Below are 25949 nucleotides of genomic sequence, written 5' to 3' on the forward strand. Positions count from 1 at the left end.
GCCCCCGCGGGGCGAGCGGGGGGTGACGACCGACCGGCGAGAGGAGACCCCCCGTGGTGAGCGTGGCCGAGCAGATGGTGGAGGTGCTCCGGCAGGCCGGGGTGGAGCGCGTCTACGGGGTGGTCGGCGACAGCCTCAACCCGGTGGTGGACGCGATCCGCCGGGCCGAGGGCATCGGCTGGGTGGCCGTCCGCAACGAGGAGGCCGGCGCGTTCGCGGCCGCCGCCGAGGCCGAGCTGAGCGGCCGCCTGGCGGTCTGCGCCGGCTCCTGCGGCCCCGGCAACACCCACCTGATCCAGGGCCTCTACGACGCCCAGCGCAGCGGCCTGCCGGTACTGGCGCTCGCCTCGCACATCCCGTCCGGCCAGATCGGCACCGGCTTCTTCCAGGAGACCCACCCCGAGCGGGTGTTCACCGACTGCAGCAGCTGGTGCGAGACGGTCTCCACGCCGGCGCAGCTGCCGCGCCTGCTGCGGATCGCCGTCCAGCACGCGCTGGGCGCCCCCGGAGTCGCCGTCCTGGCGTTCCCCGGGGACGTCGCCGCGCTGCCGGCCGCCGGGCCGACGGGCGGCAGCCACTTCCTCACCGAGCAGGCGGTGGCCGCGCCGCCCTGGTCCCAGGTGCAGGCGCTGGCCCGGGCGCTCAACGGGGCCCGGAAGGTCACGCTGTTCTGCGGTGCGGGTGTGCGCGGGGCGCACGGCGAGGTGATGGAGGTCGCGCAGGCGCTGAGCGCGCCGGTCGGGCACTCCCTGCGCGGCAAGGAGTGGATCCAGTTCGACAACCCGTACGACGTCGGCATGAGCGGTCTGCTCGGCTACGGCGCCTGCCACGAGGCGCTGCACACGGCCGACCTGGTGCTGCTGCTCGGCACCGACTTCCCCTACGACTCCTTCCTCCCGCAGGCCCGGACGATCCAGGTGGACCACGACGCCACCCGGCTCGGCCGCCGCACCCCCCTGGAGCTGGCCGTCCACGGCGACGTCTCGGCCACCCTGCGCGCCGTCCTGCCGCTGCTGGAACCGAAGGCCGACCGGGCCTTCCTGGACGAGATGCTGCGCAAGCACTGCCGGGCCCTGGAGGACGTGGTCGGCGCCTACACCCGGGACATCGACAAGCACCTGCCGATCCACCCGGAGTACGTGGCCTCGGTGCTGGACGAGGTGGCCGCCGACGACGCGGTGTTCACCGTGGACACCGGCATGAACAACGTCTGGGCCGCCCGCTACCTGCAGCCCAACGGCCGTCGCCGGGTGATCGGATCGTTCCTGCACGGCTCGATGGCCAACGCCCTGCCGCACGCGATCGGCGCCCAGCTGGCCTGCCCCGGGCGGCAGGTGGTCGCGATGGCCGGCGACGGGGGGCTGTCGATGCTGCTCGGCGAGCTGCTCACGGTGGCCCGGCACCGGCTGCCGGTGAAGACGGTGGTCTTCAACAACGGCGCGCTCGGCATGATCAAGCTGGAGATGCTGGTCTCCGGCTACCCCGACGCGGAGACCGACAACGGGGACGTGGACTACGCGGGGATCGCCCGGGCGATGGGCATCCCGGCCAAGCGGGTCACCGAGCCCGTGCGGGTGCGGGAGGTGCTGGCGGAGGCCCTGGAACGGCCGGGCCCGGCGCTGGTGGACGTGGTCACCGACCCGAATGCGCTCGCCGTCCCGCCGCACATCACCGCGGCCCAGCTGAAGGGCTTTGCGCTGGCGGCCGGGCGGACGGTGCTCTCCGGCGGGGTCGGGCGCATGATCGACCTGGCCCGCAGCAACCTGCGGAACATCCCCCGGCCGTAGTCGGGCCGGGCGCCGCGGAGGGCGTGGACCGGCGTTCGTCGGGGTGGCCGATCGGCGCGAGGTTACGGTGATTTGCCTCTGAGGCAAATTTCTTGCCCGTGGGGCACGCCGGGTGTCCACTGGTCACATGAGCACCAGCCCATCCGGCCCCACCACCGCCGGTCCCGCCGGTTCCACCGGCACCACCGGTGACCAGCTCGACGACCAGGAGGTCGCCGGCCTCGCCGCGCGACTGCGCGAGCACCGGCTCGGCAGCCGTCTCACCCTGGAGGTCGCCGCCGCTCGGGTCGGCCTCTCCCCAGCCTATCTGTCCCGGCTGGAAACCGGCCGCCGACAGCCTTCGCTGCCCGTCCTGCTGGGCCTCGCCCGCGCCTACGGCACGTCCGTCTCCGGCCTCCTCGGCGAGGCCATGGTCGAGCCGGACCCAGTGGTGCGCGGCGGTGCGATCGAGCCCGGCCGCGCGGGCGGCTGGGGCTACCGGCGGGCCGGTGCACCCGGCCGGGCGATGCAGGCACTGCGCGTGCACGTCCCGCTGGGCGTCCAGGACGCCGTCGTCCGGGTCCACCCGGGCGAGGAGTGGCTCTACGTCCTCCAGGGCCGGCTGAAGCTGACCCTCGGCGACCGCGTCCACCAGCTCGACCAGGGCGACTCCGCGCACTTCGACTCGCTCACCCCGCACTGCATCGCCGCGGAGTCGTCCGGCGGGGTCGAGCTGCTCTTCGTCCACACCCTGCTGCAGAGCCCCGGCGGCGAACTCTGCCTCGGCGGCGGCCCTGCCGCTCCCCACTGACCCACCCGTCAGACCTCCCGGAGGAGATCTCCCATGGCTGATCCCACCACCATCACCGCCACCGCCGCTGCCACCGCCGGCACCGCCGCGGTTCCCCCCGCCGCGCCGGCCGCCCCCGCCGCGAAGACCGTCGACGCCGGCAAGTGGGCCAACCGCCGTGTCGGCATCCGACTGGTGATCTACACCGTCGCGACGCACGCCTTCGCGGGCTTCATCCTCCTGCTCTTCGAGCTGGGCAACCGGAACAAGTAGCAACCGGAACAAGTCAGCGGACAGGCCCCGGGCACGCCCGACCCCTCACACCCCGCGCAGGAGCTCGCAGAGCGCGTCCACTGCGGCCGGGAAGAGCCGGTCGGGCGGCGTCGCGTAGCCGACCACCAGGGCGGGCGCGGCGTCCGGGCTCGCCGGGGGCGTGGTGTCCGGGCCCGGCGGGGGCGCGGCGAGGTGCCGGCCGAGCACGCCGAACACCAGGCCCGCGGCCTCGGCCCGGGCCAGCAGCTCGGCCTCCGACGGTGCGCCGGGCGGCAGTTGCAGCACGGCGTGCAGACCGGCGGCGATGCCGGTCACCCGGACGTGCGGGGCCCGCTCGGCCAGCGCCGCGACCAGGTGGTCGCGGCGGCGCCGGTAGTGCAGCCGGGAACGGCGCACATGACGGTCGTAGGTGCCGGAGGTGATCAGCTCGGCGAGGGTGAGCTGGTCGATCACCGGGGACATCCCGTCCGCCTGCTGCTTGAGCCGGGCCACCGGCTCCACCAGCGCGTCGGGCAGCGCCAGCCAGCCCAGCCGCAGACCGGGGGCGAGACTCTTGGCGGCCGTGCCCGCGTACACCACCCGCTCGGGGTCGAGCGCCTGCATCGCGCCGAGCGGCTGCCGGTCGTAGCGGAACTCGCCGTCGTAGTCGTCCTCGATCACGTACCCGTCGTGCGCGCGGGCCCAGGCCACGGCGGCGGCCCGGCGCTCGGCGGAGAGCGCGGCGCCGGTCGGGAACTGGTGGGCGGGGGTGAGCAGGACCGCCGCGTCCCGCCGCCCGGCCAGCAGCTCGGTGCGCGCCCCGGAGCAGTCCAGCGGCAGCGGTGCCGTGCTGAGCCCGGCGGCCCGGACGACGTCGTGCTGTGGCGGCAGCCCGTACTCCTCGACGGCCAGCGAGCGGGCCCGCCGGCCGCGCAGGGCGGCGCAGAGCAGGCCGAGCCCCTGGGTGAAGCCGGCGCAGACCAGCAGGTGGTCGGGGTCGGTCCGGACGCCGCGGACCCGGGCCAGGTAGTCGGTGAGCGCCTGTCGCAGCTCGATCCGCCCGAGCGGGCTGCCGTAGTCGAAGGCCTCGTGCGGGGCGGTGGCCAGCGCCCGCCGGGTGGCGGAGAGCCAGGCGGTGCGCGGGAAGAGCGAGACGTCCGGCCGCCCCGGCGCCAGGTCGTACCGGGCGGTGCGGCGGTCCAGTGGCGGGTGGGCGGCCCGCCGGGCCGGGCGGGGGGTGGTCCGCTCGGCCACCGTGGTGCCCGAGCCCTGCCGGGAGCTGAGCCAGCCCTCGGCGGTGAGCTGCCCGTACGCCTCCACCACGGTGTTCCGGGCGATCCCGAGGTCCTCGCCGAGCGCCCGGGAGGACGGCAGCCGGGTGCCGGGCGCCAGCCGGCCGTCCTGGACCGCCTCGCGCAGCGCGTCCTCCAGGGCGGCCCGGACCCCGGTGCCGGCGGCCCGCCGCCCGGTGAGGTCGAGGTGCAGATCGCCGCCGAACGCGGTCCAGGAGGCGGCCCCGGCGGCGGCGCGGGAGCTCGGGGAGCTCCGGGATGCGGGTCGGGAGGCGGCTCGGGAGGTCCGGGAGCTGGTCATGGGCCGTTCCCTGCGGGCGTGGACGGATCGGTACGGGGGATTATCGCCCCATCTGCCGCCGGGCGGCCCGGCCGGTGCGCGCGGGCGCGGTCCCGCGGGCGGGCGCGGCGCGGGCCCGCGGAGCCGGCCGAAAGCATGACGCATCGTCACGGCGGCTTCCCGGGACGGCAGTCCGGGGTGCCCGCTGCGGCCGGCGCGAACGGCCGGCGGGCTTCCGCAGGTCAGCGCGGATGCCGCGGCGCGGGCCCGTTCCGTCGGTTAGCGTCCGTCAGTGGACCGACGGATCCCGACGCGAGGATGTGACCGATGAACGGGGAAGAACTGCTGGCCCGGCGCTTCGAGGAGGAGCGCCCTCAGCTGCGGGCGGTCGCCTACCGGATGCTCGGATCACTGGCCGAGGCCGAGGACGCCGTCCAGGAAGCCTGGTTCAAGCTGCACCGCAGCGATGTGAGCGAGGTGCGCAACCTCGCTGCCTGGCTGACCACCGTGGTCGGCCGGACCTGTCTGGACATGCTGCGCTCGCGCACCGCCCGCCGGGAGGACGCGATGCCGGAGCAGGAGGACCGGCTCCGGCTGCCCGACCCGGTGGTCAGCCGCGCCCAGGCGCTCGACCCCGAGCAGGAGATCCTCGTCGCGGACTCGGTCGGCATCGCGCTGATGATCGTCCTGGAGACGCTCTCCCCGGCGGAGCGGCTCGCTTTCGTCCTCCACGACATGTTCGACGTGCCCTTCGACGAGATCGCCCCGATCCTCGGCCGCACCTCCGCCTCCACCCGCCAGCTCGCCAGCCGCGCCCGCCGCCGGGTCCAGGACGCCGCCCCGGCCCCCGACGCGGACCTGGCCCGGCAGCGCCAGGTCGTGGACGCGTTCCTCGCCGCCGCGCGCGGGGGCGAGTTCGACGCCCTGCTCTCGGTGCTCGACCCCGATGTGGTGGCGCGCTCCGACGGCGGCGCCCTGCGGCCGAGCGTGCTGCGCCGCGGCGCAGCCGAGGTGGCCTCGCAGGCGATCACCTTCGCCCGGTTCGCGGCGCGGGCCCGCCACGTGCTGGTCAACGGCGGGCCGGCGGTGCTCTCGTTCGCGGACGGCAAGCCGCTGTCGCTGATGGCCTTCACCATCCGGGGCGGCCGGATCGCCGCCATGGACATCCTCACCGACCCGGAGCGCCTGGCCGGCCTGCTCGCGGGCCTCGACCTGGCGGACTGACCGCTCCGTCCTCCCGGTCGCCGCGTCGTCCGGCCCCTTTGCGGGGCCGGGCGGCGGGTCCGGCGTGCCCGGCACGAGCGCTGCCGACGGCGGGGGCGATCCCGTATGTTGATCATGCCGGGGGGCGCCTTCCGGGCGGGTTGGCGGAGCCGCGAAAGAAGTTCGGAAAATGTCGTCGGGTGATGTCGAGGACTCCGGACCCGCTCCGACTGGAGGGTGAGAGCGCGCCGGAGGGGCGCGCACGACGGGAGGACACCCGAGATGAAGTACGTCGCGATGATCTACGGCAACCAGGCCAAGTGGGACGCGTTCCCGGCCGAGGCCTGGCCCGAGGCGATCGCCAAGCAGGACGCGTTCAACAGGAAGTACCGCGAGAGTGGCGAGCTGATCGGCGCCTACGGCCTGGCCGACGCGGCCGCCGCCCAGCTGGTGCGCCGCCGGGAAGGCCTCCCGGTGGTCACCGACGGCCCGTACCTGGAGACCAAGGAGTACCTCGCCAGCTTCTACCTGCTGGACTGCGAGAGCCTGGAGCGGGCCCAGGAGATCGCCGCCGACATGCCGTTCGCCGACGTCGAGCCGGTCGAGCTCTGGCCGGTCCTGCACGACGCAGCGGCGGACGTGTGACCGCCCTGCCCCACGCGATCGAGGACCTGCTGCGCGAGCTGGCGCCGCAGGTCCTCGGCGCGCTCGTCCGCCGCTACGGCGCCTTCGACGCCTGCGAGGACGCGGTGCAGGAAGCTCTGATCGCGGCCGCCGGGCAGTGGCCCGGGACCGGCACGCCGGAGAACCCGCGAGGCTGGCTGCTCACCGTCGCCTCGCGCCGCCTGGTCGACCAGGTGCGCAGCGAGACCGCCCGGCGCCGCCGCGAGGACGCCCTCGCCCTGGCCACCCCGCAGTCGGCGCTGATCGGCCACGCGGCGGACGGCACGCCGGAGAGCGACCGGGACGACTCGCTGGCACTGCTCTTCCTCTGCTGTCACCCGGCGCTCTCCGCACCCAGCCGGATCGCGCTGACCCTGCGCGCGGTCGGCGGCCTGACCACGGCGCAGATCGCCGCCGCCTTCCTGGTGCCCGAGGCGACGATGGCCCAGCGGATCAGCCGGGCCAAGCAGACCGTGAAGGGCGTCGGTCTGACCGTGCCCGAGGGGGCGGAGCACGCCGAGCGCCTGGCGGACGTCCGGCAGGTGCTCTACCTGGTCTTCAACGAGGGCTACACCGCCAGCGACGGCGCCGAGCTGACCGTGCCGGCGCTGGCTGTCGAGGCGATCCGGCTCACCCGGCTGCTGCACGGGCTGGTGCCCGAGGACGCCGAGACGGCCGGCCTGCTCGCCCTGATGCTGCTCACCGAGGCCCGCCGTCCGGCCCGCACCGGCGCCGGCGGGGAGCTGGTGCCGCTCGCCGAGCAGGACCGCGGCCGCTGGGACGGGCAGCTGGTCGCGGAGGGCGTCGCGCTGCTGGAGCGGTTCCTGCCGCGTGGGCAGGCCGGTCCGTACCAGCTGCAGGCCGCCGTTGCGGCGGTGCACGACGAGGCCGGATCGGCGGCGGCCACGGACTGGCCGCAGATCCTCGCCCTGTACGAGCTGCTGGAGCGGTTCGGGCCGAACCCGGTGGTCACGCTCAACCGCGCGGTCGCGGTGGCCATGGTGCACGGCCCGGCGGCCGGACTGGAGCTACTGGCCACGCTGGAGGGGGAGAAGGGCCTGGCCCGGAGCCACCGGCTGCCCGCGACCCGGGCCCACCTGCTGGACCTGCTCGGCGACCGGGCCGGCGCGGTGGAGTCCTACCGGGAGGCGGCCCGCCGCACCACCAGCGCGCCCGAGCGGCGCCATCTGACGGAACGCGCACGACGGTTGGAGAGGGCGGTATGACCGCGGTGAGGTTTGTGGAGAGGGGTGGGGTCCGCCTCGCGTGCCGCGACTCGGGCGGTCCGGGAACAGCCGTCGTGTTGCTGCACGGGCTGGCGGGGCACGCGGGGGAGTGGGACGCCGTGGTGGCGGCGCTGGGCGGCCGGTTCCGGGTGGTGGCCGTGGACCAGCGCGGCAGTGGCGCGAGTGAGCGGCGGCCGCAGGACGTCTCGCGGGCCGCGTACGTGGCGGACGTGCTCGCGGTGGTCGAGCAGCTCGGGCTGGAGCGCCCGGTGTTGGTCGGCCAGTCCTACGGCGGGCATGCTGCGATGCTCACCGCGGCGGCGCACCCGGAGTCGGTGAGCGGGTTGGTCGTGGTCGAGGCGGGGCCGGCGGGTTCGGACCAGGAGACGCTGGAGGGGATCGCGGGTTGGTTCGACTCCTGGCCGGTGCCGTTCCCGACCCGCGCGGAGGCGGTCGAGTACTTCGGCGGCGGCCCGGTGGGTGAGGGCTGGGCGGCGGGGCTGGAGGAACGTGGGGGCGGTTGGTGGCCGCGGTTCGACAGCGGGGTGATGGTCGAGTCCCTGACGGAGAACGCCCACCGGTCGTGGTGGGAGGAGTGGGCGCGGGTCGGGTGCCCGGTCCTGGCCGTGCTCGGGCAGTCCGGGATCATCGACGCGGACCAGTTCGACCGGATGCTGGGCACGCGACCGGAGACCGTGGCGGTCAGCGTGCCCGGCACCGGCCACGACCTGCACCTGGAGCAGCCGGTGGAGTTGGCCCGGCTGATCGGCGAGTTCGTGGCGTAGGAGGATCAGCCGAACTCGCCCACGCGGACAGCGGTGACGAAGGCCTGCCAGGCGGCAGGGGAGAAGGTGAGGTCGGGCCCGTCAGGGTCCTTGGAGTCCCGGACGCGGCCGGGGGAGGAGTCGTCCACCTCGACGCAGTTGCCACCCTCGGCATTGCTGTAGCTGCTGGACCGCCACCGGGCGGACTGTTCAATCTGGCGCATTCGCGTATTCCTCTGCCACCGACTGGATTAGAGCCAGGGACGCCCTGCGTGACAACGCGGCGGCCCGCACCAGATCGTAGGCCCGACGGCACTTGGCCACCATCTGTGGCTCGTCCAAGAGTTGGCCTGCAAAAGGGCCTTCGCTGTAGGCGAGTGGTGGCGCGGCTGCGAAAGTCATCAGACTGAGAAGGCCCGAGAGAAGTGGATGGGCCCCGGCCGTGAAGGTGACCACCTGAACGATCATGCGTCGCTGCTTGGCCAAGTTGATGATGTGGCTCAGCTGTTCTGCCATGACCTGATTGCTTCCCACGGTGCGACGGAGCACGGCCTCGTCAAGGATGTACCAAAGCTCAGGTCCAGTAGGGCTTGTGATGAGACGTCCGCGCTCAATCCTGGCGGCAACCAGTTCGGCAATCACGTCATCCGTGCGGAGCGAAGCGGCATCGAGGAAGATCGCGCGCGCATAGTCGGGTGTCTGGAGCGCACCCGGAACAAGGTGGCCAGCGTATTCGCTGATGGTCAGTGCCTGGGCTTCATGCTCCGCAGCGTGCTTGAAGAAGTCCGGGAACCGCGAGAATTCCAGCAGCTCGTGCAGCCTCTCCAGCACTCCACCTGTAGCGAGTGCCTTGTCGATCCGGACCGAGAGATCGAGCTGCGGCACCCGTACCGCCTGCTCCAACTGACCGATGTAGCCCCCGGATACGAACGTCAGCTGGCCCAGCTTCTCCTGGGACATCCGGGGGCACGCGGCCTCGCGCAGTCGGCGCAGCTCCGAGCCGTAGTACTCGCGAGGTGTCTTGCCGCTGGGGAGGTTCCTGGGATTGGGCATGGCGGACCCCGATCTCCTACATGCAACTCGCTGTGATCGTTCGGCTTCACACCGTATATGTGAGGCGTGATCCTTGGAGGCGGAATTCCGGAACTGACCGAAGGGGCCGACCGCCATGTCCTCCATCCTCCGCAGAATCACCGCCGACGACCGCCGTGAAGCCGCTTCCGTCCTGGACGACTTCAAGGTCACCCTCGCCGCCGCCGGTACCGAACTCCCCTCCACCGGCATCGACTGGAACTGCGCCTCCGTGACCGGGGTCGTCCTCATCGACCTCGGCGCCGCCCCCGTCTCCGTCGTCACCAAGCTCACCGACGTCATCCGCGACGGCGTCCGCGCCCGCCGCGAGCTGCATCAAGGGGAGGACTGGTACCCCAGGGCCGGCCAGGCCGTCACCCTCAACACCGCCGAGGGCGCCCCACTCGCCGCCGAAGTGGTGGTCGCCACCCAGCGGTTGGTGACGATCCGCCTCGACGGACGCCGCTGACCCCCGACCTGCCGCTCCCTGAAGGACCACCCCGTGAACCACCGTCCTCCCCACCCCCCGCTCACCCCCGGCGAACTCCTCCACGACCGCCGGACCCGCCGCACCGGCGTCTACATGGACACCATCGGCGGCCGCGTCTATCTCCGCCCCGTCGGGGGCGGCATCGAGTGGACCGCGCGGCCCGAGCACGTCACCGCGCCCCCGTCGCAGCCCACTCAGGCGCGGTCGCTGTCGTGAGCCGCCCGCCCCGCGCCCTGCTCCTCGCCGCCTCGGCCGCCTCCGTGGCGGCCGGCGCCGCGCTCGCGGTGCTCGCCGTCTGCCCGGTCCGGCACGCAGCCCCGCGTGCCGCCGGTTTCCTCTTCGTCACGGTGCTCTGCGTCGGCACCGTCCTGGTGAACCTGCTGCTCGGCGCCGCTCTCCAGCGCCGGGCCGGCCGACGCGGCGACCGTGGCAGTGCCTCGTCAGAAGCTCTCCGTCCCTCCGTCACATTCCCTTGTCGGGATCCGTCGGGGAGGTGAGACGGATCAACGGAGGAAAGGGAGCACCCCATGCTGACCAACGTCATGTACGTGACGCTCTACGTCACCGACCAGGACCGCGCGCTGAGGTTCTACACGGAGCAGCTCGGCCTGGAGAAGCGCATCGACTTTCCGGGCCCCGACGGGCGCTTCCTCACGGTGGGCGTGCCCGGCGCCCCGGTCGAGATCATCCTGTGGGCGCACCCCGCGGCGGCGGGGCAGCCGGCCGAACCGGTGCCGGGCGCCACGCCCGGACCGGTCATCCTCGAATCCGACGACCTGCGGGCCGACTTCAAGGTGTTCCGCGACCGCGGGGTGACCTTCGACCGGCCGGAACCGGAGGACTACGGGTTCGGCGTCCGCATCGAGACGGCCGACCCGGACGGCAACCGCATCTCGCTGCGCGAGCGCAGCCGCGTCGCCCGCTCCAACGGCTGACCGCTCGTGGACCTGGTGCGGACGGCGCCGGCCGCACCAGGTCCGAACGAGGACGTGTACGTATACGTCGGCCCCTGAGCCACGTCGCCGCGCAGGTCGCCCGGCTCCGCTCATGACTGCCCGGAGGCCGGGGCCTGCTCCGGCCCGGTGTCCTTCGCCGCTGCCGGCTTGGCGTACGTGAGGAGCACGCTGCCCTGGTCGAAGGTCCGGCTCTCGACGAGCTCGAAGTTGCGAGCCTCGAAGTCGGCCGAGAACAGCGGAATGCCGGAGCCGGCCACGATCGGGTAGAGCTTGACGATCAGTTCGTCGATCTCGGGCAGCAACTGCCCGGCCAGCGAGGCGCCTCCGCAGAGCCAGATGTCGAGCCCGTCCGCCTGCTTCAGGCGGCGGACCACCGACAGCGGGTCCTCGGTGGTGACCTCGACGGCCGGGTCCGGGCTCTCGGCGAGGGAGTTGGAGAAGACGATCTGCCGCAGGTGGGCGTAGGGGCTGGTGGCGCCGACGGCCAGCCCCGGCTCGTAGGTGTTGCGGCCCATCAGCACGGTGTCGTAGTGCTTGTTGGGCGCGTCGTCGATGCCGGCGGCGACGCGGGCCGGGCTGAAGACGGTGTCCGGGTACTCGGCGGTCAGGTAGGAGGCGTACTCGCCTGTGACGTACGGGAAGAAGAACTCGAAGCCGCCGTCCGGCGTGGCGATGAAGCCGTCGATGGTGCTGCCGATGAAGTAGCTGAGCTTGCGCATCCGTGTCCTTGGTGTCGTGGTGCTGGGTTTCGGTCCGTCACTCGAACCACTCCATTTATAGTACTTCGACTGTAGTGGTTGCAAGGGTCTTCTGAGGGAAAGTCAGGACCGGCCCGGGTTCGGCACGCGTCGGCCGTACGCTCGGTGCCATGACCGAGCCCGCTCACCTGGCCGCCGTCCGCGCGTCCTACGACACCGTTGCCGAGGACTACGTCCGGCGGGTGGTCCCGCCGGAGGGCATGGACCCGGTGTCCCGCGGGATGCTCGGCGCCTTCGTCGAGTCGGTGCGGGCGGACGCGCTCGGCCCCGTCGCGGACGTGGGCTGCGGGCCGGGCCGGGTGACTGCGTACCTGGTCGGGCTGGGCGTGACCGCCTCCGGCATCGACCTGTCGCCGCGGATGATCGAGCTGGCCCGTCGGGCGTACCCCGGACTGGACTTCACGGTCGGCTCGATGACCGGCCTGCCGCTCCCCGACGCCGGGCTGGGCGGCCTGCTGGCCTGGTACTCGACCCATCACACGCCACCCGAGCAACTGCCCCTCGTGTTCGCGGAGTTCCGCCGCGTCCTCGCTCCCGGTGGCCGCCTGCTGCTGGGCGGCCACACGGGCGAGGCCGCCCACCTGCGGCCCACCCGGGGTTACGGCCGCCCGGTGACGTACACGTCGTACATCGTCCCCGCCGACCGGCAGGCCGAACTGCTGGCCCGGGCCGGGTTCGCCGTGACCGCGCGGCTGGAGCAGCCGGCCGAGGGCCGGCTTGAGCGCTCGTACCTCTGCCTACTGGCACAGGCCGTCTGACCAGAGCCCTGCACAGGAAGTCGGCCGAGCCGACTTCTCGGGCAGGAGTCCCGTCCGCGAGCTCACCTCACCGCGGCGTACAGCTCCTCGACCAGCCCGGCGACGGCCTCCGGCTCGCGCAGCATGGGGTAGTGGTCGGACCCGGCGAGCCGGACGAGTCGGCAGCCGGGGATCCGGGCCGCCATCTCCTCGTTCAAGCGCACGATGCCCGGCCGGTCCAGCTCGCCCAGTGCCAGGACGGTGGGCGTCGCGATCTCCCCGAGCCGGTCGAAGGCCGGTGCGCCGGCCTGCTGGTAGCCGACGTTGCCGAACCATGCGGGCAGCACCGTCCTGAACTGCGCGGCCGCGACCGGATCGGCCTCGGGCGTACCGCCGCCCGCCAGCCCCCAGAGGCTCAGCCCGTACCGGACGATGCCCTCCATGTCACCGGCCTCGGCCAGCCGCTGTACCTCGCGGTAGAGCTCGGACTCGTCGAGCCCGTCGTACCCGGCGACCTGGGGGACGAACAGCGCCAGGCCCGCCAACCGCTCCGGGGAGTCCAGGGCCAGGCTGATCGATGCGGCGCCGCCCATGCTGGAGGCGACCAGCACCGCCCGGTCCAGCCCGAAGTGGTCGAGCACCGCGGCGAGGTCGTCGGCCGGGGTGTACGGGACGGTGGGGGCGGGCGAGCGGCCGTAGCCGCGGGCGTCGTAGCGGACCACCCGGTGCCGTCCGTCGAGCGCCGCGAGCACCGGATCCCAGATGGTCGAGTCGCCGACGCCCGGGTGGACCAGGACCATCGGCAGTCCGTCCCCGCCCGAGTCCTCGGCCCAGACTTCACCACCGCCGACGGGCACCATGGTCTCCATGGCTCCCAGTCTGGGCGGGCGCCGTCGGCACCCGCCAGTGGGCCTGCTCCATCGGGCCTTGCGGCCGGCTCAGACGATCCGGCGCCACCGGTCGTCGGGCGGGCCGGTCACCGGGGCGCGGCCGAAGTCGTAGCGCAGCCCGTCGGGCCCGAAGGCCAGCAGGGATATCGACGACGAGCCCCAGATCCGGCCGTCACCGAACTCCCGGCGCTGGATCAGCGCCTCGGGGGCGTCCAGGGGCAGGCCGTCGCCGGCGACGATCGGCAGCCAGGCGCCCCAGGCCTCCTCCGCCGGCTCTTCCGTCGGCCCGGCCGCCGGCTCGGGCCGGACGGCGGCCTCGAAGCGGGCCCGGAAGTGCGCGGCTCGGGCGGCCATCAGCGTGCGGACCAGCTCCGAGGTGGTCCGGGTGGCAGCCAGGCCCTCCAGTCCGTCGTTCAGCACCACGCTCAGGCCGGTCGGCAGTTCGCGCTCCTCGGGGCTGCCGCCGCCCCAGCTCAGCACCCGGGCGCCGTCCGGCCGGACGACGACCAGGTGGAAGGGGTCGTAGCGCTCCAGGTCGAGGTGGCCGATGCCGCCGTCGCGGACGGCGGTCAGCGGCAGCTCGCCGCGCGAGAGCCGCGCCTGCGCCGGGGCCATCGCGCCGAAGCCGTTCAGCAGACAGGCCGCGACCGGCTCGGCCCCCGGGCCGCCCGGCTCGACCGCCAGCCACGTCCCGCCCGCGGCGAGGTCGAGCCCGCCGAGGACCGAGGGCTGCGCGGGCCAGTGGTGGTCCGGCGGCAGCCACTGCCGCCCCGCGTACTCGTCCCGCACCGACAGCAGCAGTACCGGCACCGCCGACGACGGCTCGATGCTGACGAACGCGGTACACACGCGGCCGGCCCCCTGGTCTTTCGCGGCGGGGCGGCCGGACACCGCCCCGCCGCCGATCCTCGCACGCACGTTCGCCGATCGGAACAGCCGCAGGACCACCGGCGAACAGCCGGAACGGACGGAGCCCCGGCCGCCCCGCCACCGCCGTGGCAGACTCGGTCCCGGAGTCCTGGACCGGACGCCAGGGCGCAAGCAACCCGCCGGTGGCTTTCGGGACTTCGAGGCCGTGGTCTCCCGCGAACCCCTCCTTCACGGGGGCACGGAAATCCGTGGACGGACCCGTGGAAGATCACGTACCGTGTGGCTCGACGCCCCGAGACGGACGGAAGGAGGCGAGTGCCGTGCAGTTCACATCTTTCCAGCGCTCCCTTTTCCGTTGTCCCGGCGTGGTTCGTCCGTTCTGACCGGGAGCGCTCCAAGCAGCCTGTATCCCGGAGGAATCCATGACCGATCCGGTCATCCGCGCGCTCTCCGCGAGCGACGCTCATCTCTTCGACGCACTCCCCGACCCCCTGGGCGCCCGTGAAGCCCATCGTCGTAGCCGGTTCCGCCCCGACTGGAAGCGTGTCGCCCTGCGCGACGGCGAGGTCGTCGCACGCGGCGCCTGGTGGGGCGGCCCCGACGACCCGGAGCCCGTCAACATCAACTGGTTCGACGTGGCCGAGGGCGAGGAGGAGGCCGGGGCCGCACTCCTGCGTTCGGCTCCCTGGAAGGTCGAACTGGAGATCAACCTGCCCGGTGCCTGGCGGGAGGAGACCGACCTGCGCGCCGGCGCCGAGGCCCGCTTCGCCGCCGCACGAGCCGCAGGGTACGAACTCCTGGTGGAACGCTTCCTGTATCGCTGGACCCCGGAGCGAGGTCTGCCCGAGCGGCCCGGACGCCTGCGCTTCAGCGCGGAACCCGACGACGGCGTGTTCTTCGACGCGTTGCGCCGCATCCACTCCGCCACCCTGGACGCCCACGCGCTCAGGGCCGTCGAGGAGGGCGGCCTCGACCAGGCGGCCCAGGAGGAACTCGACTTCTTCCACTGGTGCCCCTCCCCACGGGAGTGGTGGCAGGTCGCGCACACGCCGGAGGGCGACCTGGCCGGCATCCACATCCCGGCCCACAACCCCTCCGGGCCGACCATCGGCTTCATCGGGGTCGTCCCGGAACAGCGCGGTCGCGGTTACGCCTACGACCTCCTCGCGGAGTGCACCCACTTCCTCGTCGAGCAGGGCGCGGAGTTCATCACCGGAGCGACGGACCGGACCAACCTCCCCATGGCCGCGAACTTCGCCAAGGCGGGCTTCCCCGTCATCCGTGAACGCATCCACTTCCTCCCGGGGGCCGAGCGGCCTGGCGAGGAGTAGCACCTGGCGAGCGGTCCGGTCCGAGGACAGGCCCGGACCGCTTGCCGGTGCCCGTGGGCCAGGACCGCGGGGCCGCCCGGCCCGGCCGCGCGCCACCGGCGCCCGGCGCCCGCCGCGGCGCCCCGAAGTGGCCCATGATCCCCGGCCGCGATTGTGCCAAGGAGGCAGTCCACTCCCCGCCTAGGCTGGCCGGTATGACGACGACGAACGAGACCGCCACCGTGTCCGCCCCCGAGCAGCGGATCTCCCTCCCCGACCTCGCCCCCGAGTTCTACCAGGCCATGATCGCGCTGGACCGGTCCGCCCGGAAGGGCGTCGACCCGGCCCTCGCCGAGCTGGTCAAGGTGCACGCCTCGATGATCAACGGCTGCGCGTTCTGCATCGACATGCACTCCACCGACGCGCTGAAGAACGGCGAGCAGAACCACCGCCTGCTCTCCCTGCCGGCCTGGCGCGAGACCTCGTGGTTCACCGCCAAGGAGCGCGCCGCCCTGGCGCTGACCGAGTCGGTCACCCTGCTGACCCAGGGGCACGTCCCGGACGCCGTCTACCAGGAGGCCGCCGAGCACTTCGAGCAGGCCGAGCTGGCGCAGCTGATCACGCTGATCGTCACCATCAACGCCTGGAACCGGATCGGCGTCACCTCCCGCCTCAGCCCGGCCGCGAAGTAGGGTCGCCGCCATGACGCCCACTCAGCAGCAGAAGGCCCGCGCGCTGCGCGAACTCCACCGCCCGGGCGAGCCGTTGGTGCTCGCCAACGTCTGGGACGCGGCCGGGGCCCGGCTGGTCGCCGCCGCCGGGGCGCGGGCCGTCGCCACGGCCAGCGCGAGCGTCTCCTGGACCCTCGGCAGCGCGGACGGCGACGCGGCCGACCGCGACGAGGTGCTCGCGCAGACCGCGCTGGTCGTGCGCGCCGTGGAGCTGCCGGTCACGGCCGACCTGGAGAGCGGCTACGGCGCCACCGCGGCCGAGGTCGGCGAGACGGTGGCGGGGCTGCTCGCCACCGGTGCGGTCGGGGTGAACCTGGAGGACGCCCACCGGTCCCCGGCCGAGGCGGCCGAGCGGATCGCGGCGGCCCGGGAGGCCGCCTCCCGGGCCGGGGTCGACCTGTTCGTCAACGGGCGCACCGACGTCTTCCTGCGCGGGATCGGGGAGCCGGCCGGCCGGCTGGACGAGGCCGTCGCCCGCCTGCGCGCCTACGTCGAGGCGGGCGCGGACGGGGTGTTCGTGCCGGGCGTCGCCGATCCGGAGACGATCGCGGCCCTGGTCGCGGCCGTTCCGGCGCCGCTGAACGTGCTGGCGGGGCCCGGTTCGCCGTCGGTGCCGGAGCTGGCGAAGCTTGGCGTGGCCCGGGTGAGCCTCGGGCCGGGCCTGGCCAAGGCGGCGTACGCGGCGGTGCGCCGGGCCGCCGAGGAGGTCTACGGCGCGGGGACGTACACCGCGCTCGACGGCGGGCTGACCTACCAGGAGCTGAACGCCCTCGCGCAGGGCTGACGGCTTCGGCCGGGGCCCGGAAGGGCCGCCCGGTCGGGAAGGGCCGCCCGGTCCGGTTCGGGCACGCTCGGGGGAGCGCCCGAACCGGACCGGAGGTCACTGCGCGGGCGGCCCCGCGGCGCGGGCCCGGGTCAGTTCAGGACCTGCCCGCTGATCCCCGGGTGCTCCATCTGGCCCGTGCCGACGGCCTCCACCTGCTGGGCGGCGTGGCCGACCAGCGGCAGCTTGCCGGCCTCGTGGAGCGCCAGGTCGGTGGGGGAGAGGTTGAGCCCGCTGGAGAGCCCGTCCAGGGCGTCCGGCTGGGAGGCGACCGAGGTCGCGGCGGACGCGGTGGGGGCGGCCAGGGCGAGGCCCGCCATGGTGAGGGCGGCCAGGGTGGCGAGTTTCGTCATGACACGCCAAACGACCCGGCCGCCCTCAGGTCACCCGCGCGGCCCGACTGTCACCCGCAGCGTCCGCACGCTGTTGCTGACGAACGAGCCGATCGGCTCCGCCCCCGGCTCCTCCGCCAGGGCCAGCCGCGGGAACCGCTCGAACAGCGACCGCAGCGCCGTCTCCGCCTCCAGCCGGGCGAGCCCGGAGCCGAGGCAGAAGTGCGGGCCGTGGCCGAGCGAGAGGTGCCGGTTCGGCTGCCGGGTGACGTCGAACCGGTCGGCGTCCGGGTGGTGCCCGGAGTCCCGGCCGGCGGCGGCGTACGAGGCGAGCATCGCCTCACCGCGGCGGATGACGACGTCGCCGACCTCGATGTCCTCGATCGCGTACCGCATCGGGAACTGCCCGACCGGCGAGTCGTGGCGGAGCGTCTCCTCGACCACCGCGGACCACTCCACCTCGCCGTCCAGCACCAGCCGGAGCTGGTCGGGGTGGGCGAGCAGCGCGCGCACCGCGTTGGTGATCAGGTTGAGCGTGGTCTCGTGGCCGGCCACCAGCATCAGCAGCAGGGTGCCGACGAGCTCCTGCTCGCTGAGCCGGTCGTCGGACTCGCGGGCGGCGATCAGGTCGGTGGTGAGGTCGTCGCCGGGCTCGGCGCGCTTGGCCGCGATCACCGAGCCGAGCAGCGCGAACAGTCCCTGCTGCGCGGCGACGGCGGCCTCGGGGGTGGCCGAGCTGGAGACCATGACGTCGGAGAGCTCGTGCAGCTCGTCCTGCTGCTTCGGCGGCAGGCCCAGCAGCTCGCCGATCACCTGCATCGGCAGCGGGTAGGCGAAGTGCCGGCGCAGGTCGAAGTCGCCCTCCAGCAGCTCGACCCGGTCCAGCAGGGCGGTGGTCCGGGCCTCGATCGCGGGCTGCAGCTCGGCGATCCGGCGCGGGGTGAAGGCCTGGGTGACCAGCCCGCGCAGCCGCCGGTGGTCCTCGCCGTCGGCGGTGACCATGCCGGGCACGGTGACGAAGTTCAGCAGCGGCCAGCCCTTCGGCAGCCGGCCCTCGGTGAACGTCGTCCACAGCTGCGGGTTCTTGCCGACGCGCGGGTCGGCGAGCAGCGCCTGGAGGGTGTCGTGGTGGGTTATCGCCCAGACCACCACCCCGCCAGGGAGCTCCACCAGGACCGCCGGGCCGGCGTCCCGGAGTCGGGCGTTCTCGCCGTGCTGGTCGCGGCCGAAGGGGTCGAGCCGAACGGGCTCGACGGGCCGGCGGCCGGGCTGTTCGGTTCCAGGGTCGGCGGTGTCCATGCGGGCCTCTCGGGGGCGGGCGGGCGGGGCGGGGTGAAGGCGCTGTAGAGCACCGGCAGGCCGACCAGGGCGCGCGACCAGGGCGACGGGCGCCAGGCCAGGTCGTGCGGCGGGACGGCGAGCTGGAGGTCGGGCAGCCGGTGCAGCAGGGTCTCGACGGCGGTCTCGGCGATGATCCGGGCCGGGTGCTGGGCCGGGCAGACGTGCTTGCCGGCGCCCCAGGCCAGGTGCGCCCGGTTGCCGCCGAGGGTGCCCTGCGCGGCGGCGGAGGCACCCTGGGCCGCGGGGTCGGCGTTGGCCGCGGCCAGGCCGAGCACGAGCATGTCGCCGGCGCTGATGTACTGGCCGCCGAGCACGGTGTCACCGGTGGCCCACCGGCCGGGGAAGTTCTGCGTCGGCGGGTCGCGCCAGAGCACCTCCTCCAGCGCGTCGGTGACGGTCAGCCGGCCGCCGGTCAGGGTGGCCCGGAAGCGGCGGTCGGTGAGCAGCAGCCGCAGCGTGTTGCCGATCCAGTTGATGCTGGTCTCGTTGCCGGCGACCATCATCACCACCACGTGGTGCACGGCCTCCTCGTCGGTCAGCCCGGCCGGGTGGGCCAGCAGCCAGGAGGTCAGGTCGGCGCCGGGCGTCTCGCGGCGGCTCCTGACCAGGTCGACCAGGATCGCCTGGAACTCCGCGTTGGCCTTGACGGAGTACTTGCTGCTGTCGACGAAGTGGTTGATCAGCTCGACCAGCCGGGGGCCGGCCTCGGCGGGCAGGCCGAGCAGCTGGGTGAAGACCAGCAGCGGCAGTTGGCGCGCGAACTGGGCGATCAGGTCGGCGGTGCCGTCCGGGCCCCAGCTGTCGATCAGCGAGTGGGCGGCGGCCTCGGTCGTCCCGCGCAGCCGGCGGTGGTCGATCTGGGCCAGCGTGTCGGTGACGGCGGCGCGCAGCCGCTGGTGCTCGGCACCGTCGAGGTTGAGCAGGGTGGGCCGCCAGGCGGTCATCGGCAGCAGCCGTGAGTCGGTGGCGAGCCGGCCCTCGGCCGGCACCCGCCAGCGGCGCGAGTCCTTGGAGAACAGCGCCTCGTTGCGGGTGAGTTCGAGCAGTTCCGGGTAGCCGAGCACCAGCCAGGCCTCGACCCCGGGCTCCAGCTCGATCGGGGCGACCGGGCCGTACTGGGCGCGCAGGTCGGCGTAGAGGCCGTGCGGGTCGTCGGCGACGGCGGAGCCGTAGAGGGCCGGCAGCGGCACACCGGTGGGCATGCCGGAGCCGGCCGGGACGCCGCCCGCGTGCGCGGGGCAGCCGGGCGGGGGGCCGGCCGGGTGCGGCCCGGACGTGCCCGGTTCGGGGACGGTCATCGCTGGAGCTCCAGGACGGAGGTGGCGTGCAGGTGGCTGACGAAGTCGATCAGCAGGTCGTAGGCGGCCCGCCGGTCCCGCGCGTCGCAGAACAGGATGGGCACGTCGGGCAGCAGGTCGAGGGCGGAGCGCAGCTCGTCCTCCGGGTAACTCGGGGTGTCCGGGAAGGTGTTGACGGCCACCGCGAACGGGATCTGCTGCTCCTCCAGCCGGCCGAGCACGTCGAAGCTCTCGTCCGGGCGCCGCAGGTCGACCATGGCGATGGCGCCGAGCGCACCGCGCGAGAGGTCGTCCCAGAGCGGCCAGAACCGCTGCTGGCCCGGGGTGCCGAAGAGGTAGAGCGCGAGCCGCGGGTTGAGCGTGATCCGGCCGAAGTCCAGCGCGACCGTGGTGGTGGTCTTCCCGGCGCGCCCGGTGAGGTCGTCGACGCCGCTGCTGGCGGCCGTCATGGTCTCCTCGGTGCGCAGTGGCGTGATCTCGCTGAGCGAGCCGACCAGCGTGGTCTTGCCGACCCCGAACGGGCCGGTGACCAGGATCTTCACCGCACCCTGGACGGAGGCCGGCAGGTACTGCGGCTCGGCGGGCGGGCCGGCGGGGGCTTCAGCGGAGTTGGCGGAGGCCAACGAGCACCTCTTCCAGGAGGGTTGTGGGCAGGCGTTCGGCCTGCGGGACGGGCGGGAGCACCTGGACGGCGCCGAGGTCCCAGAGATCGCCGACCAGCACCTTGACGACGCCGAGCGGCAGCCCCAGGTGGGCGGCCACCTCGGCGATCGACAGCAGGCTGCGGCAGAGGTCCAGAATGCGCTGGTGCTCGCGGTTGAGCAGCGCGTCCTCGGGCAGTTCGGGCCGGTCGGGTAAGGCGCTGACCAGGCTTTCGACGGCGAGCGCGGCGCGGGTGGGCCGGCTGCGCCCGCCGGTGATCACATAGGGCCGGACCGGCCCGCTCACCGCTGGCCCCCCACCGGGTGGTCCACCCGGGGCGGGCTGGTGAGGTGGGTTCCGATCCGCTCGACCAGCACCTGCATCTGGTAGGCGACCAGGCCGGCGTCGACGGCCTCGGTGGTCACCACGGCCAGGTGGGCGCCGGCGCCCGCGGCGACGATGAAGAGGTAGCCGCCGCCGTACTCGATGATGATCTGGCGGGTGGCGCTGCCGTGGCCGCCGAAGCCCTGGGCGACGCCGCGGGCCAGCGACTGCAGGCCCGAACAGGCGGCGGCGAGCCGCTCGGCGTCCTCGCGCAGGATGCCCGTGCTGCGGCCGATCTCCAGGCCGTCGTTGGACACGACGACGGCGTGCTGGACCTCGGGGACGGAGACGATGTCGGCGAGCAGCCAGCCGAGGTCAGGGGTGGTGGTCATGGAACTCTCCGGGGCGCTGGGGAAGCTGGGGGGAAGGGGGAGAAGCTTCGGTGGCGGCCTGGGCCCGGGCGGCCGAGCGGCCGCTGGCGGTACCGGCCTGGAACATCGCCATGAACGTCTGGGCGTCCCGCGCCGAGCGGTACGGCGGGGCGGGCGCCTGGGCCGGGGTCGGGGTGGCCGGCGCGGCGTGGCGGCTGGCGCGGTCGCGCCGGTGGCTCCGGCGGGGCAGCGGGGGCGGGGTGGCGGGGCCGGCCGCGGGCGGCGGGGTCTCCAGCAGCGGGTGGCCGGCGGGCGGGTGCTGCCCCGCCGCCCGGGTGTGGTCGACGGAGCCCTGGTACGGGGATGCGGGTGCGCGGAGCGGCCCGGGGGAGAACGCCCGGTCGTCGTGGCCGAGGCCCGGGACGGTCGGCGGCAGCGGTTCGGTGAGCAGCGCGTTCGGCAGCAGCACCACGACCCGGACGCCGCCGTACGGCGAGGGCGCGGAGCTGAGGGTGACCCGGAACCCGTACTGCTCGGAGAGCCGGCCGACCGCGGCGAGGCCCAGCTGCGGCACCTCACCGAGGCGGGAGACCTCAAGCGTGGAGCCGCCGGCCAGGGCGGAGGCGGCCTTGGCGACCGCCTGATCGGGCATGCCGACGCCACCGTCGTCGATCTCGATGACGGCGCCGTTGTGCACCGGCATCAGCGTGACGAACACCTGGGTGCTGGGCGGGGAGTAGCGGGTGGCGTTGTCGAGCAGCTCGGCCACGGCGTGGATGAGCGCCTCGGCGGCGGCGCCGACCACGGCGGTCTCGATCCGGCTGCGGACCACTACCCGCTGGAAGGGCAGGATGCGCGACTGGGCGCCGCGCACCACGTCCTCCAGGGAGACCGGCTCGGGCCAGTGCCGGCCGGCCCGGGCGCCGCAGAGGACGGCCAGGGTCTGGGCGAGGCGGGCCTGTTGGGCGGCGGCGTGGTCGGCCTTGAGCAGGCCCTCCAGCAGCGCCGGGTCGTCGTGGGTGCGCTCCATCTCGTCCAGCAGGGCCTGCTGGTCGTGCGCCATGACGAGGATCCGGCGGGCCACGCTGAGGAAGGCCCGCTGGGTGGAGGCGTTGAGCTCCTGCTCCTGCTGGACGGCGGCCAGTTCGCTGCCACGGCGGGCCAGTTCGGTGTTCAGCTGCTCCCGGAGGAGGGCGATCTCGCGCTGTTGCCGGTCGGCCCGGCCGCGTTGGGTGGCGGAGACCGCGCGGTAGCGGGCGGCGGCCACGAGGGCGAGGGCGGCGAGAACGCCGGCTGCCGTCACGCACCACTGAGTCATCGTCACGCGGCGAATTCTAGGGTGATGATCCTACGAAGATGTGAACGGATCTCGCCATGTGACCGGATCTCGTCAACATCCCGTCAATACGGCGTCAATCAGACGTCCTTCGGGCCCGATCGGCCCTTCCGTCGGCCGGAAGTCGCGCTACTGGGCCGGCGACACCCGGTGCAGCAGGAGCAGCGCGACGTCGTCCGGGCGGGAGCGGCGCTCGGTCACGTTGAGGGTGAGTAGGTCGGCCAGCCGCTCCAGGGCCGGCGCCGGACCGATCAGGACCGGGCCGGTCTGCCGGGCCCACAGCTCCAGGCCGCCGAGCATCCGCTGGACCGACTCGTCGTAGTCCTCCTCGCGGTCCTCGACCAGGCCGTCCGTGTACACCAGCAGGGTCTCGCCCGGGGCCAGGTGCCCGACCGCCGGCGGGTACGGCAGCCCCGGGGCCACGCCCAGCGGCGGGCCGCCCGGCAGGTCCAGCTCCACCGCCCGGGCGTCGCCGGTGATCAGGACCGGGGCCGGGTGCCCGGCGCGGGCCGCCCGCAGGGTGCCGTCGGCCGGGTCCAGGGTGAGGTAGAGGCAGGTGGCGAAGAGGTCGGTGTCGAGCCCGGAGAGCAGCCGGCTGGTCCGGGCCAGCGTGGCGGTCGGGTCGTGCCCGTCGGTGGCGTAGGCCCGCAGGGCGCTGCGCAGCTGGCCCATCACCGCGGTGGCCTCGGCGTTGTGGCCCTGGACGTCGCCGATCACCAGGCCGATCCGCCCGTCCGGCAGCCGCAGCAGGTCGTACCAGTCGCCGCCGATCTGCATGCCCTCGGTGCTGGGCAGGTAGCGGGCGGCGCTGGCGATCCCGGGCAGCCGGGGCAGGGTGCGCGGCAGCATCGCCCGCTGGAGCTCGGTGGCCCGGTGGTGGTGGGTGTCGTAGAGGCGGGCGCGCTCCAGCGACTGGGCCAGGACGCCGGCGAACGCGGAGTAGAGGGTGCGGTCCTCGCGGCCGAAGACCCGCTCGGTGGCGAAGGTGATCAGGCAGGAGCCGACCTGCCGGCCCGAGGCGATCAGCGGCAGCACCGCCCAGGCGGCCGGGGTGAGCGGCCCGCCGCTGTTCTCCGGCGCCCGCCCGGTCCGCCCGGGCTCGCTGAAGAGCGGGGCGGAGCGGGCCAGCGCGTGCTGCATCACGCCCTCGGAGAGGTCGGCCAGCCGGGTCAGCTCGGTGCGGCGCGGGCCGCCGTAGACGGTGTGCGAGACGGGCAGCAGCCGGCCCTCGTCCACCAGGTCCAGCACGATGCTGGCGGCGCCGAACGCGGGCCGGGCGACATCGGTCACCGCGGTGGTGACGTCCCGGACGGTGACCGCCCGGGACAGCGCCCGGGTGAGCGCCAGCAGCAGCGCCGAACGGGCGGCGGCCGCCGCCGCGCCGCCCTCCGGCGGTTCGGGCGACGGCTCCTCGGCGGCGCGGACGCGGTCCCGGTCGGCCAGCAGACCGGCGATCCGGACCGGCCGCCGGTGCACGTCCAGCATCACCTCGCCGGTCTCCTCGATCCGCACCACGCCGCCGCCCCGGCGCAGCACCCGGTACGCGATCCGGTACGGGCCGCCGGCGGCCAGCGCCTCGGCGAGCGCGGCCTGGACGTCCGGCAGGTCCTCGGGGTGGACGATCCGCTCCAGGTCGGGGGCGGGAGCCTGGGCGCCCTCGGCCGGCGGCGGCCGGCCCGTCACCCGGTAGGCCTGGTCGTCCCAGTACGTCTCGCCGGTGACCAGGTCCCGCTCGAAGGCGCCGTGTCCGGCGGAGCGGACGGCCAGCGACAGCATCGGCTGGGCCGGCCCGGTGGCCCGCTCGGCGTCGCCCCCGGTGGCCCCGGGGCCCGGCCGGACGCCGCGCACGGGCGCGCGGCCCTCGGGGTGCGCGTGGTCGAGCAGGTGGGCGAGGCGGTGGCCGCAGGCGTCGGCCAGGGTCTCCAGGACGTCCAGATCGCGCCGCGGGACGGTGCCCCGGTGGGCCAGGGCCAGGCCCAGGACGCCGATCGGCTGCTCGTCGACGATCATCGGCAGGGTGATGACGGCGACCATGCCGGTGCCCATGCCGGTGTTCCGGTTCGGGTACTCGACGCCGGTGCGCTCGGGGCTGAGCAGATAGGGGCGGCGCAGGCGCAGCGCCATCGCCGCGGGCAGGTCGCTCGCCGGGTCGACCACGCTGTAGCGCTCGTGGGCCCAGTCGGGCAGGCCGTGGGAGGCGGTGAGCCGGAGCATTCCGGCGGGGTCCAGCAGGTAGAGCGCGGAGCCCTCGCCGGTGATCCAGCCCGGGCCCTCGGCGAGGACCGTGCCGAGGAGCTCGGTGGCGCTGGTGCAGCCGAGCAGTAACCGGACACAGCGCATGGCGCTGCGCGCGGTCGGGCTGCTCCGCGGCGTCCGGTTCTCGTCCTCGGAGGGGGGAAGCCACGGCGAGGTCAGGTCCATGGGATGGCCTTTCCGCCGCCCTGTGGGGCTCTGCCGGATCGGGCTCTCGATTCCTCGTACCTTGTTGCCGGCCAATCTATCCCGTCTTGCCCGATTGGTCCCGATCAGTTCCGATTGCCGGCCGATTGCCGGCCCGAACGCCGGCCCGATTGTCGGTCCGACTGCCGAGTGGCGGGGCACCCGTCGCGGTCGAGTAGGATGGCGGTTCGGCGAGGGCCTATAGCTCAGACGGTTAGAGCGCTTCCCTGATAAGGAAGAGGCCACAGGTTCAAGTCCTGTTAGGCCCACCACCACGCCGGAGGGCCCGGAGCGATCACGCTCCGGGCCCTCCGGCGTTTCCGGGGCCGCTCCGGCGCTCCGGTGCGCCGGGGCGGCCCCGGGTCAGGGCGCCGGCCAGGCGCGCAGGCCCCCGGTGAGTACGGCGATCAGGCGGTCCTCGGTGACGGCGAGGTCCTCGGCGAGCTGGAAGGCGCCGCCGATGGAGAGCGAGGCGAAGCCGTGCGCCACCGAGCGGACGGTCCGGGCGGCGTGGATCGCCTCGGAGCCCTCCAGCCCGTACCCGCGGAGCACCGCGACGATCACGCCGACCAGCCGGGCGGCCGCCCGGGCGAGGTCGTCGTCGGGCTGCGGCGCCTGCGGGAGCGCGTGGTAGCGGTGCGGGTACTCGGTGGCGTACCCGAGGTAGGCGCGCAGGACCGCCGCGACGGCGTCGTCCCCGCCCCGGCCGACGGCCGCCCCGGCCAGCCGGTCGGCCAGCTCGCCGGTGACCCGGACGGCCACCAGCCGCCGCAGCTCGGCCAGCCCGCCGCTGACGTGCTTGTACAGCGAGGGCGTGGCCACCTTGGCGCGGGCGGCGACCGCGGCCAGGGTGAGGGCCTCGGCGCCCTGCTCGTCGATGAGGGCGAGGGCGTGGTCGACGACCTGCTCGGGGGTGAGTCCTACGCGGGGCATGGGGAGCGGCCTCCGTGGTTCCGGGGTGGGGTTCGGCGCACGCGGGCGCCCGGGTCGGCGT

At 74.2% G+C, this 25949-nt stretch carries 30 protein-coding genes and 1 tRNA gene; 16 read left to right on the forward strand and 15 right to left on the reverse strand.

Annotated elements, in window-relative coordinates; translation table 11 throughout:
- The first annotated feature begins 53 nt into the window (after positions 1 to 53).
- From ACIPSC_RS05435 to ACIPSC_RS05445, 3 genes are all read left to right on the forward strand, one after another.
- Positions 54 to 1787: a pyruvate dehydrogenase gene (locus ACIPSC_RS05435; protein ID WP_400823215.1), complete on the forward strand. Its 1734-nt coding sequence runs from the start codon at positions 54 to 56 to the stop codon at positions 1785 to 1787.
- Positions 1788 to 1914: 127 nt separating this feature from the next.
- Positions 1915 to 2577, forward strand: a complete 663-nt coding sequence (locus tag ACIPSC_RS05440) for a helix-turn-helix domain-containing protein (RefSeq protein WP_400823221.1) — start codon at positions 1915 to 1917, stop codon at positions 2575 to 2577.
- 33 nt (positions 2578 to 2610) lie between these two features.
- Positions 2611 to 2829 carry a DUF6126 family protein gene (locus tag ACIPSC_RS05445; RefSeq protein ID WP_400823224.1) on the forward strand — a complete coding sequence of 73 codons (219 nt, stop codon included), beginning with the start codon at positions 2611 to 2613 and terminating at the stop codon, positions 2827 to 2829.
- Between the two features lie 45 nt (positions 2830 to 2874).
- On the opposite strand, the gene ACIPSC_RS05450 is transcribed toward ACIPSC_RS05445, so the two are convergent.
- The gene (locus tag ACIPSC_RS05450) at positions 2875 to 4401 is read right to left on the reverse strand and encodes a PLP-dependent aminotransferase family protein (protein WP_400823227.1); all 1527 of its coding nucleotides are present in this window, start codon (positions 4399 to 4401) and stop codon (positions 2875 to 2877) included.
- Positions 4402 to 4707: 306 nt separating this feature from the next.
- Here ACIPSC_RS05450 and ACIPSC_RS05455 point away from each other — a divergent pair, with 306 nt between their 5' ends.
- The 4 genes from ACIPSC_RS05455 (at position 4708) to ACIPSC_RS05470 (ending at position 8257) form a co-directional block, all read left to right on the forward strand.
- Positions 4708 to 5604, forward strand: a complete 897-nt coding sequence (locus tag ACIPSC_RS05455) for a sigma-70 family RNA polymerase sigma factor (RefSeq protein WP_400823229.1) — start codon at positions 4708 to 4710, stop codon at positions 5602 to 5604.
- Positions 5605 to 5865: 261 nt separating this feature from the next.
- Positions 5866 to 6228, forward strand: a complete 363-nt coding sequence (locus tag ACIPSC_RS05460) for a YciI family protein (protein ID WP_400823231.1) — start codon at positions 5866 to 5868, stop codon at positions 6226 to 6228.
- A 5-nt stretch (positions 6229 to 6233) separates the two neighbouring features.
- Complete coding sequence (locus ACIPSC_RS05465; RefSeq protein ID WP_400823355.1) at positions 6234 to 7472, forward strand: RNA polymerase sigma factor; 1239 nt, start codon at positions 6234 to 6236, stop codon at positions 7470 to 7472.
- Positions 7469 to 8257, forward strand: a complete 789-nt coding sequence (locus tag ACIPSC_RS05470) for an alpha/beta fold hydrolase (protein ID WP_400823234.1) — start codon at positions 7469 to 7471, stop codon at positions 8255 to 8257. The genes ACIPSC_RS05465 and ACIPSC_RS05470 overlap by 4 nt, the downstream gene beginning before the upstream one ends.
- 5 nt (positions 8258 to 8262) lie before the next feature.
- On the opposite strand, the gene ACIPSC_RS05475 is transcribed toward ACIPSC_RS05470, so the two are convergent.
- Both ACIPSC_RS05475 and ACIPSC_RS05480 read right to left on the reverse strand, forming a co-directional pair.
- The gene (locus tag ACIPSC_RS05475; protein ID WP_400823236.1) at positions 8263 to 8460 is read right to left on the reverse strand and encodes a DUF397 domain-containing protein; all 198 of its coding nucleotides are present in this window, start codon (positions 8458 to 8460) and stop codon (positions 8263 to 8265) included.
- Positions 8447 to 9289, reverse strand: a complete 843-nt coding sequence (locus ACIPSC_RS05480; RefSeq protein WP_400823239.1) for a Scr1 family TA system antitoxin-like transcriptional regulator — start codon at positions 9287 to 9289, stop codon at positions 8447 to 8449. The genes ACIPSC_RS05475 and ACIPSC_RS05480 overlap by 14 nt, the downstream gene beginning before the upstream one ends.
- A gap of 115 nt (positions 9290 to 9404) precedes the next feature.
- On the opposite strand from ACIPSC_RS05480, the gene ACIPSC_RS05485 reads away from it, so the two are divergent.
- Genes ACIPSC_RS05485 through ACIPSC_RS05500 form a run of 4 tightly spaced genes read left to right on the forward strand, consistent with a single transcriptional unit; the run spans position 9405 to position 10732 of the window.
- Positions 9405 to 9776, forward strand: a complete 372-nt coding sequence (locus ACIPSC_RS05485) for a hypothetical protein (protein ID WP_400823241.1) — start codon at positions 9405 to 9407, stop codon at positions 9774 to 9776.
- A 33-nt stretch (positions 9777 to 9809) separates the two neighbouring features.
- On the forward strand, positions 9810 to 10013 hold the full coding sequence (locus ACIPSC_RS05490; RefSeq protein ID WP_400823243.1) for a hypothetical protein: 204 nt from the start codon (positions 9810 to 9812) through the stop codon (positions 10011 to 10013).
- Positions 10010 to 10294 (forward strand): hypothetical protein, encoded by a 285-nt coding sequence (locus tag ACIPSC_RS05495; protein ID WP_400823245.1) that lies wholly within the window; start codon positions 10010 to 10012, stop codon positions 10292 to 10294. The genes ACIPSC_RS05490 and ACIPSC_RS05495 overlap by 4 nt, the downstream gene beginning before the upstream one ends.
- A gap of 30 nt (positions 10295 to 10324) precedes the next feature.
- A complete protein-coding gene (locus ACIPSC_RS05500; protein WP_400823247.1) occupies positions 10325 to 10732 on the forward strand; it encodes a VOC family protein in 408 nt (135 codons plus the stop codon).
- A 110-nt stretch (positions 10733 to 10842) separates the two neighbouring features.
- Here the strand turns inward: ACIPSC_RS05500 and ACIPSC_RS05505 are convergent, their stop codons facing one another.
- Positions 10843 to 11472, reverse strand: coding sequence for a dihydrofolate reductase family protein (locus ACIPSC_RS05505; protein ID WP_400823249.1), 630 nt, complete (start codon positions 11470 to 11472; stop codon positions 10843 to 10845).
- 149 nt (positions 11473 to 11621) lie between these two features.
- On the opposite strand from ACIPSC_RS05505, the gene ACIPSC_RS05510 reads away from it, so the two are divergent.
- Complete coding sequence (locus ACIPSC_RS05510) at positions 11622 to 12269, forward strand: class I SAM-dependent methyltransferase (protein WP_400823251.1); 648 nt, start codon at positions 11622 to 11624, stop codon at positions 12267 to 12269.
- A 62-nt stretch (positions 12270 to 12331) separates the two neighbouring features.
- On the opposite strand, the gene ACIPSC_RS05515 is transcribed toward ACIPSC_RS05510, so the two are convergent.
- Together ACIPSC_RS05515 and ACIPSC_RS05520 are read right to left on the reverse strand one after the other, a co-directional pair.
- Positions 12332 to 13117: an alpha/beta fold hydrolase gene (locus ACIPSC_RS05515; protein WP_400823253.1), complete on the reverse strand. Its 786-nt coding sequence runs from the start codon at positions 13115 to 13117 to the stop codon at positions 12332 to 12334.
- 69 nt (positions 13118 to 13186) lie between these two features.
- A complete protein-coding gene (locus tag ACIPSC_RS05520) occupies positions 13187 to 13987 on the reverse strand; it encodes an NRDE family protein (RefSeq protein ID WP_400823255.1) in 801 nt (266 codons plus the stop codon).
- Positions 13988 to 14430: 443 nt separating this feature from the next.
- Between ACIPSC_RS05520 and ACIPSC_RS05525 the strand changes: the two genes are divergently transcribed.
- From ACIPSC_RS05525 to ACIPSC_RS05535, 3 genes are all read left to right on the forward strand, one after another.
- Complete coding sequence (locus ACIPSC_RS05525) at positions 14431 to 15339, forward strand: GNAT family N-acetyltransferase (RefSeq protein WP_400823257.1); 909 nt, start codon at positions 14431 to 14433, stop codon at positions 15337 to 15339.
- A gap of 194 nt (positions 15340 to 15533) precedes the next feature.
- A complete protein-coding gene (locus ACIPSC_RS05530; RefSeq protein ID WP_400823260.1) occupies positions 15534 to 16010 on the forward strand; it encodes a carboxymuconolactone decarboxylase family protein in 477 nt (158 codons plus the stop codon).
- A gap of 10 nt (positions 16011 to 16020) precedes the next feature.
- Positions 16021 to 16833, forward strand: coding sequence for an isocitrate lyase/phosphoenolpyruvate mutase family protein (locus ACIPSC_RS05535; protein ID WP_400823262.1), 813 nt, complete (start codon positions 16021 to 16023; stop codon positions 16831 to 16833).
- A 131-nt stretch (positions 16834 to 16964) separates the two neighbouring features.
- Here the strand turns inward: ACIPSC_RS05535 and ACIPSC_RS05540 are convergent, their stop codons facing one another.
- From ACIPSC_RS05540 to ACIPSC_RS05575, 8 genes are all read right to left on the reverse strand, one after another.
- Positions 16965 to 17225: a hypothetical protein gene (locus ACIPSC_RS05540; protein WP_395294906.1), complete on the reverse strand. Its 261-nt coding sequence runs from the start codon at positions 17223 to 17225 to the stop codon at positions 16965 to 16967.
- Positions 17226 to 17255: 30 nt separating this feature from the next.
- Positions 17256 to 18374 (reverse strand): cytochrome P450, encoded by a 1119-nt coding sequence (locus ACIPSC_RS05545; RefSeq protein WP_400823264.1) that lies wholly within the window; start codon positions 18372 to 18374, stop codon positions 17256 to 17258.
- Entirely contained in the window at positions 18338 to 19843 is a 1506-nt protein-coding gene (locus tag ACIPSC_RS05550) for a cytochrome P450 (protein ID WP_400823266.1), read from the reverse strand. The genes ACIPSC_RS05545 and ACIPSC_RS05550 overlap by 37 nt, the downstream gene beginning before the upstream one ends.
- On the reverse strand, positions 19840 to 20466 hold the full coding sequence (locus tag ACIPSC_RS05555) for a GTP-binding protein (RefSeq protein ID WP_400823269.1): 627 nt from the start codon (positions 20464 to 20466) through the stop codon (positions 19840 to 19842). Before ACIPSC_RS05555 ends, ACIPSC_RS05550 begins: the two co-directional genes overlap by 4 nt.
- A complete protein-coding gene (locus tag ACIPSC_RS05560) occupies positions 20444 to 20791 on the reverse strand; it encodes a DUF742 domain-containing protein (protein ID WP_400823270.1) in 348 nt (115 codons plus the stop codon). The genes ACIPSC_RS05555 and ACIPSC_RS05560 overlap by 23 nt, the downstream gene beginning before the upstream one ends.
- Positions 20788 to 21201, reverse strand: coding sequence for a roadblock/LC7 domain-containing protein (locus ACIPSC_RS05565; protein ID WP_400823272.1), 414 nt, complete (start codon positions 21199 to 21201; stop codon positions 20788 to 20790). Before ACIPSC_RS05565 ends, ACIPSC_RS05560 begins: the two co-directional genes overlap by 4 nt.
- On the reverse strand, positions 21185 to 22498 hold the full coding sequence (locus tag ACIPSC_RS05570) for a sensor histidine kinase (RefSeq protein ID WP_400823357.1): 1314 nt from the start codon (positions 22496 to 22498) through the stop codon (positions 21185 to 21187). Before ACIPSC_RS05570 ends, ACIPSC_RS05565 begins: the two co-directional genes overlap by 17 nt.
- 147 nt (positions 22499 to 22645) lie before the next feature.
- Positions 22646 to 24937 (reverse strand): SpoIIE family protein phosphatase, encoded by a 2292-nt coding sequence (locus ACIPSC_RS05575; RefSeq protein ID WP_400823274.1) that lies wholly within the window; start codon positions 24935 to 24937, stop codon positions 22646 to 22648.
- 213 nt (positions 24938 to 25150) lie between these two features.
- On the opposite strand from ACIPSC_RS05575, the gene ACIPSC_RS05580 reads away from it, so the two are divergent.
- A tRNA-Ile gene (locus ACIPSC_RS05580) sits at positions 25151 to 25227 on the forward strand.
- Between the two features lie 91 nt (positions 25228 to 25318).
- Here ACIPSC_RS05580 and ACIPSC_RS05585 read toward each other — a convergent pair.
- Positions 25319 to 25888 carry a TetR/AcrR family transcriptional regulator gene (locus tag ACIPSC_RS05585; protein ID WP_400823276.1) on the reverse strand — a complete coding sequence of 190 codons (570 nt, stop codon included), beginning with the start codon at positions 25886 to 25888 and terminating at the stop codon, positions 25319 to 25321.
- Positions 25889 to 25949: the final 61 nt, after the last annotated feature.

Source organism: Kitasatospora sp. NPDC090091 (assembly GCF_044747365.1).
Classification (GTDB): domain Bacteria; phylum Actinomycetota; class Actinomycetes; order Streptomycetales; family Streptomycetaceae; genus Kitasatospora.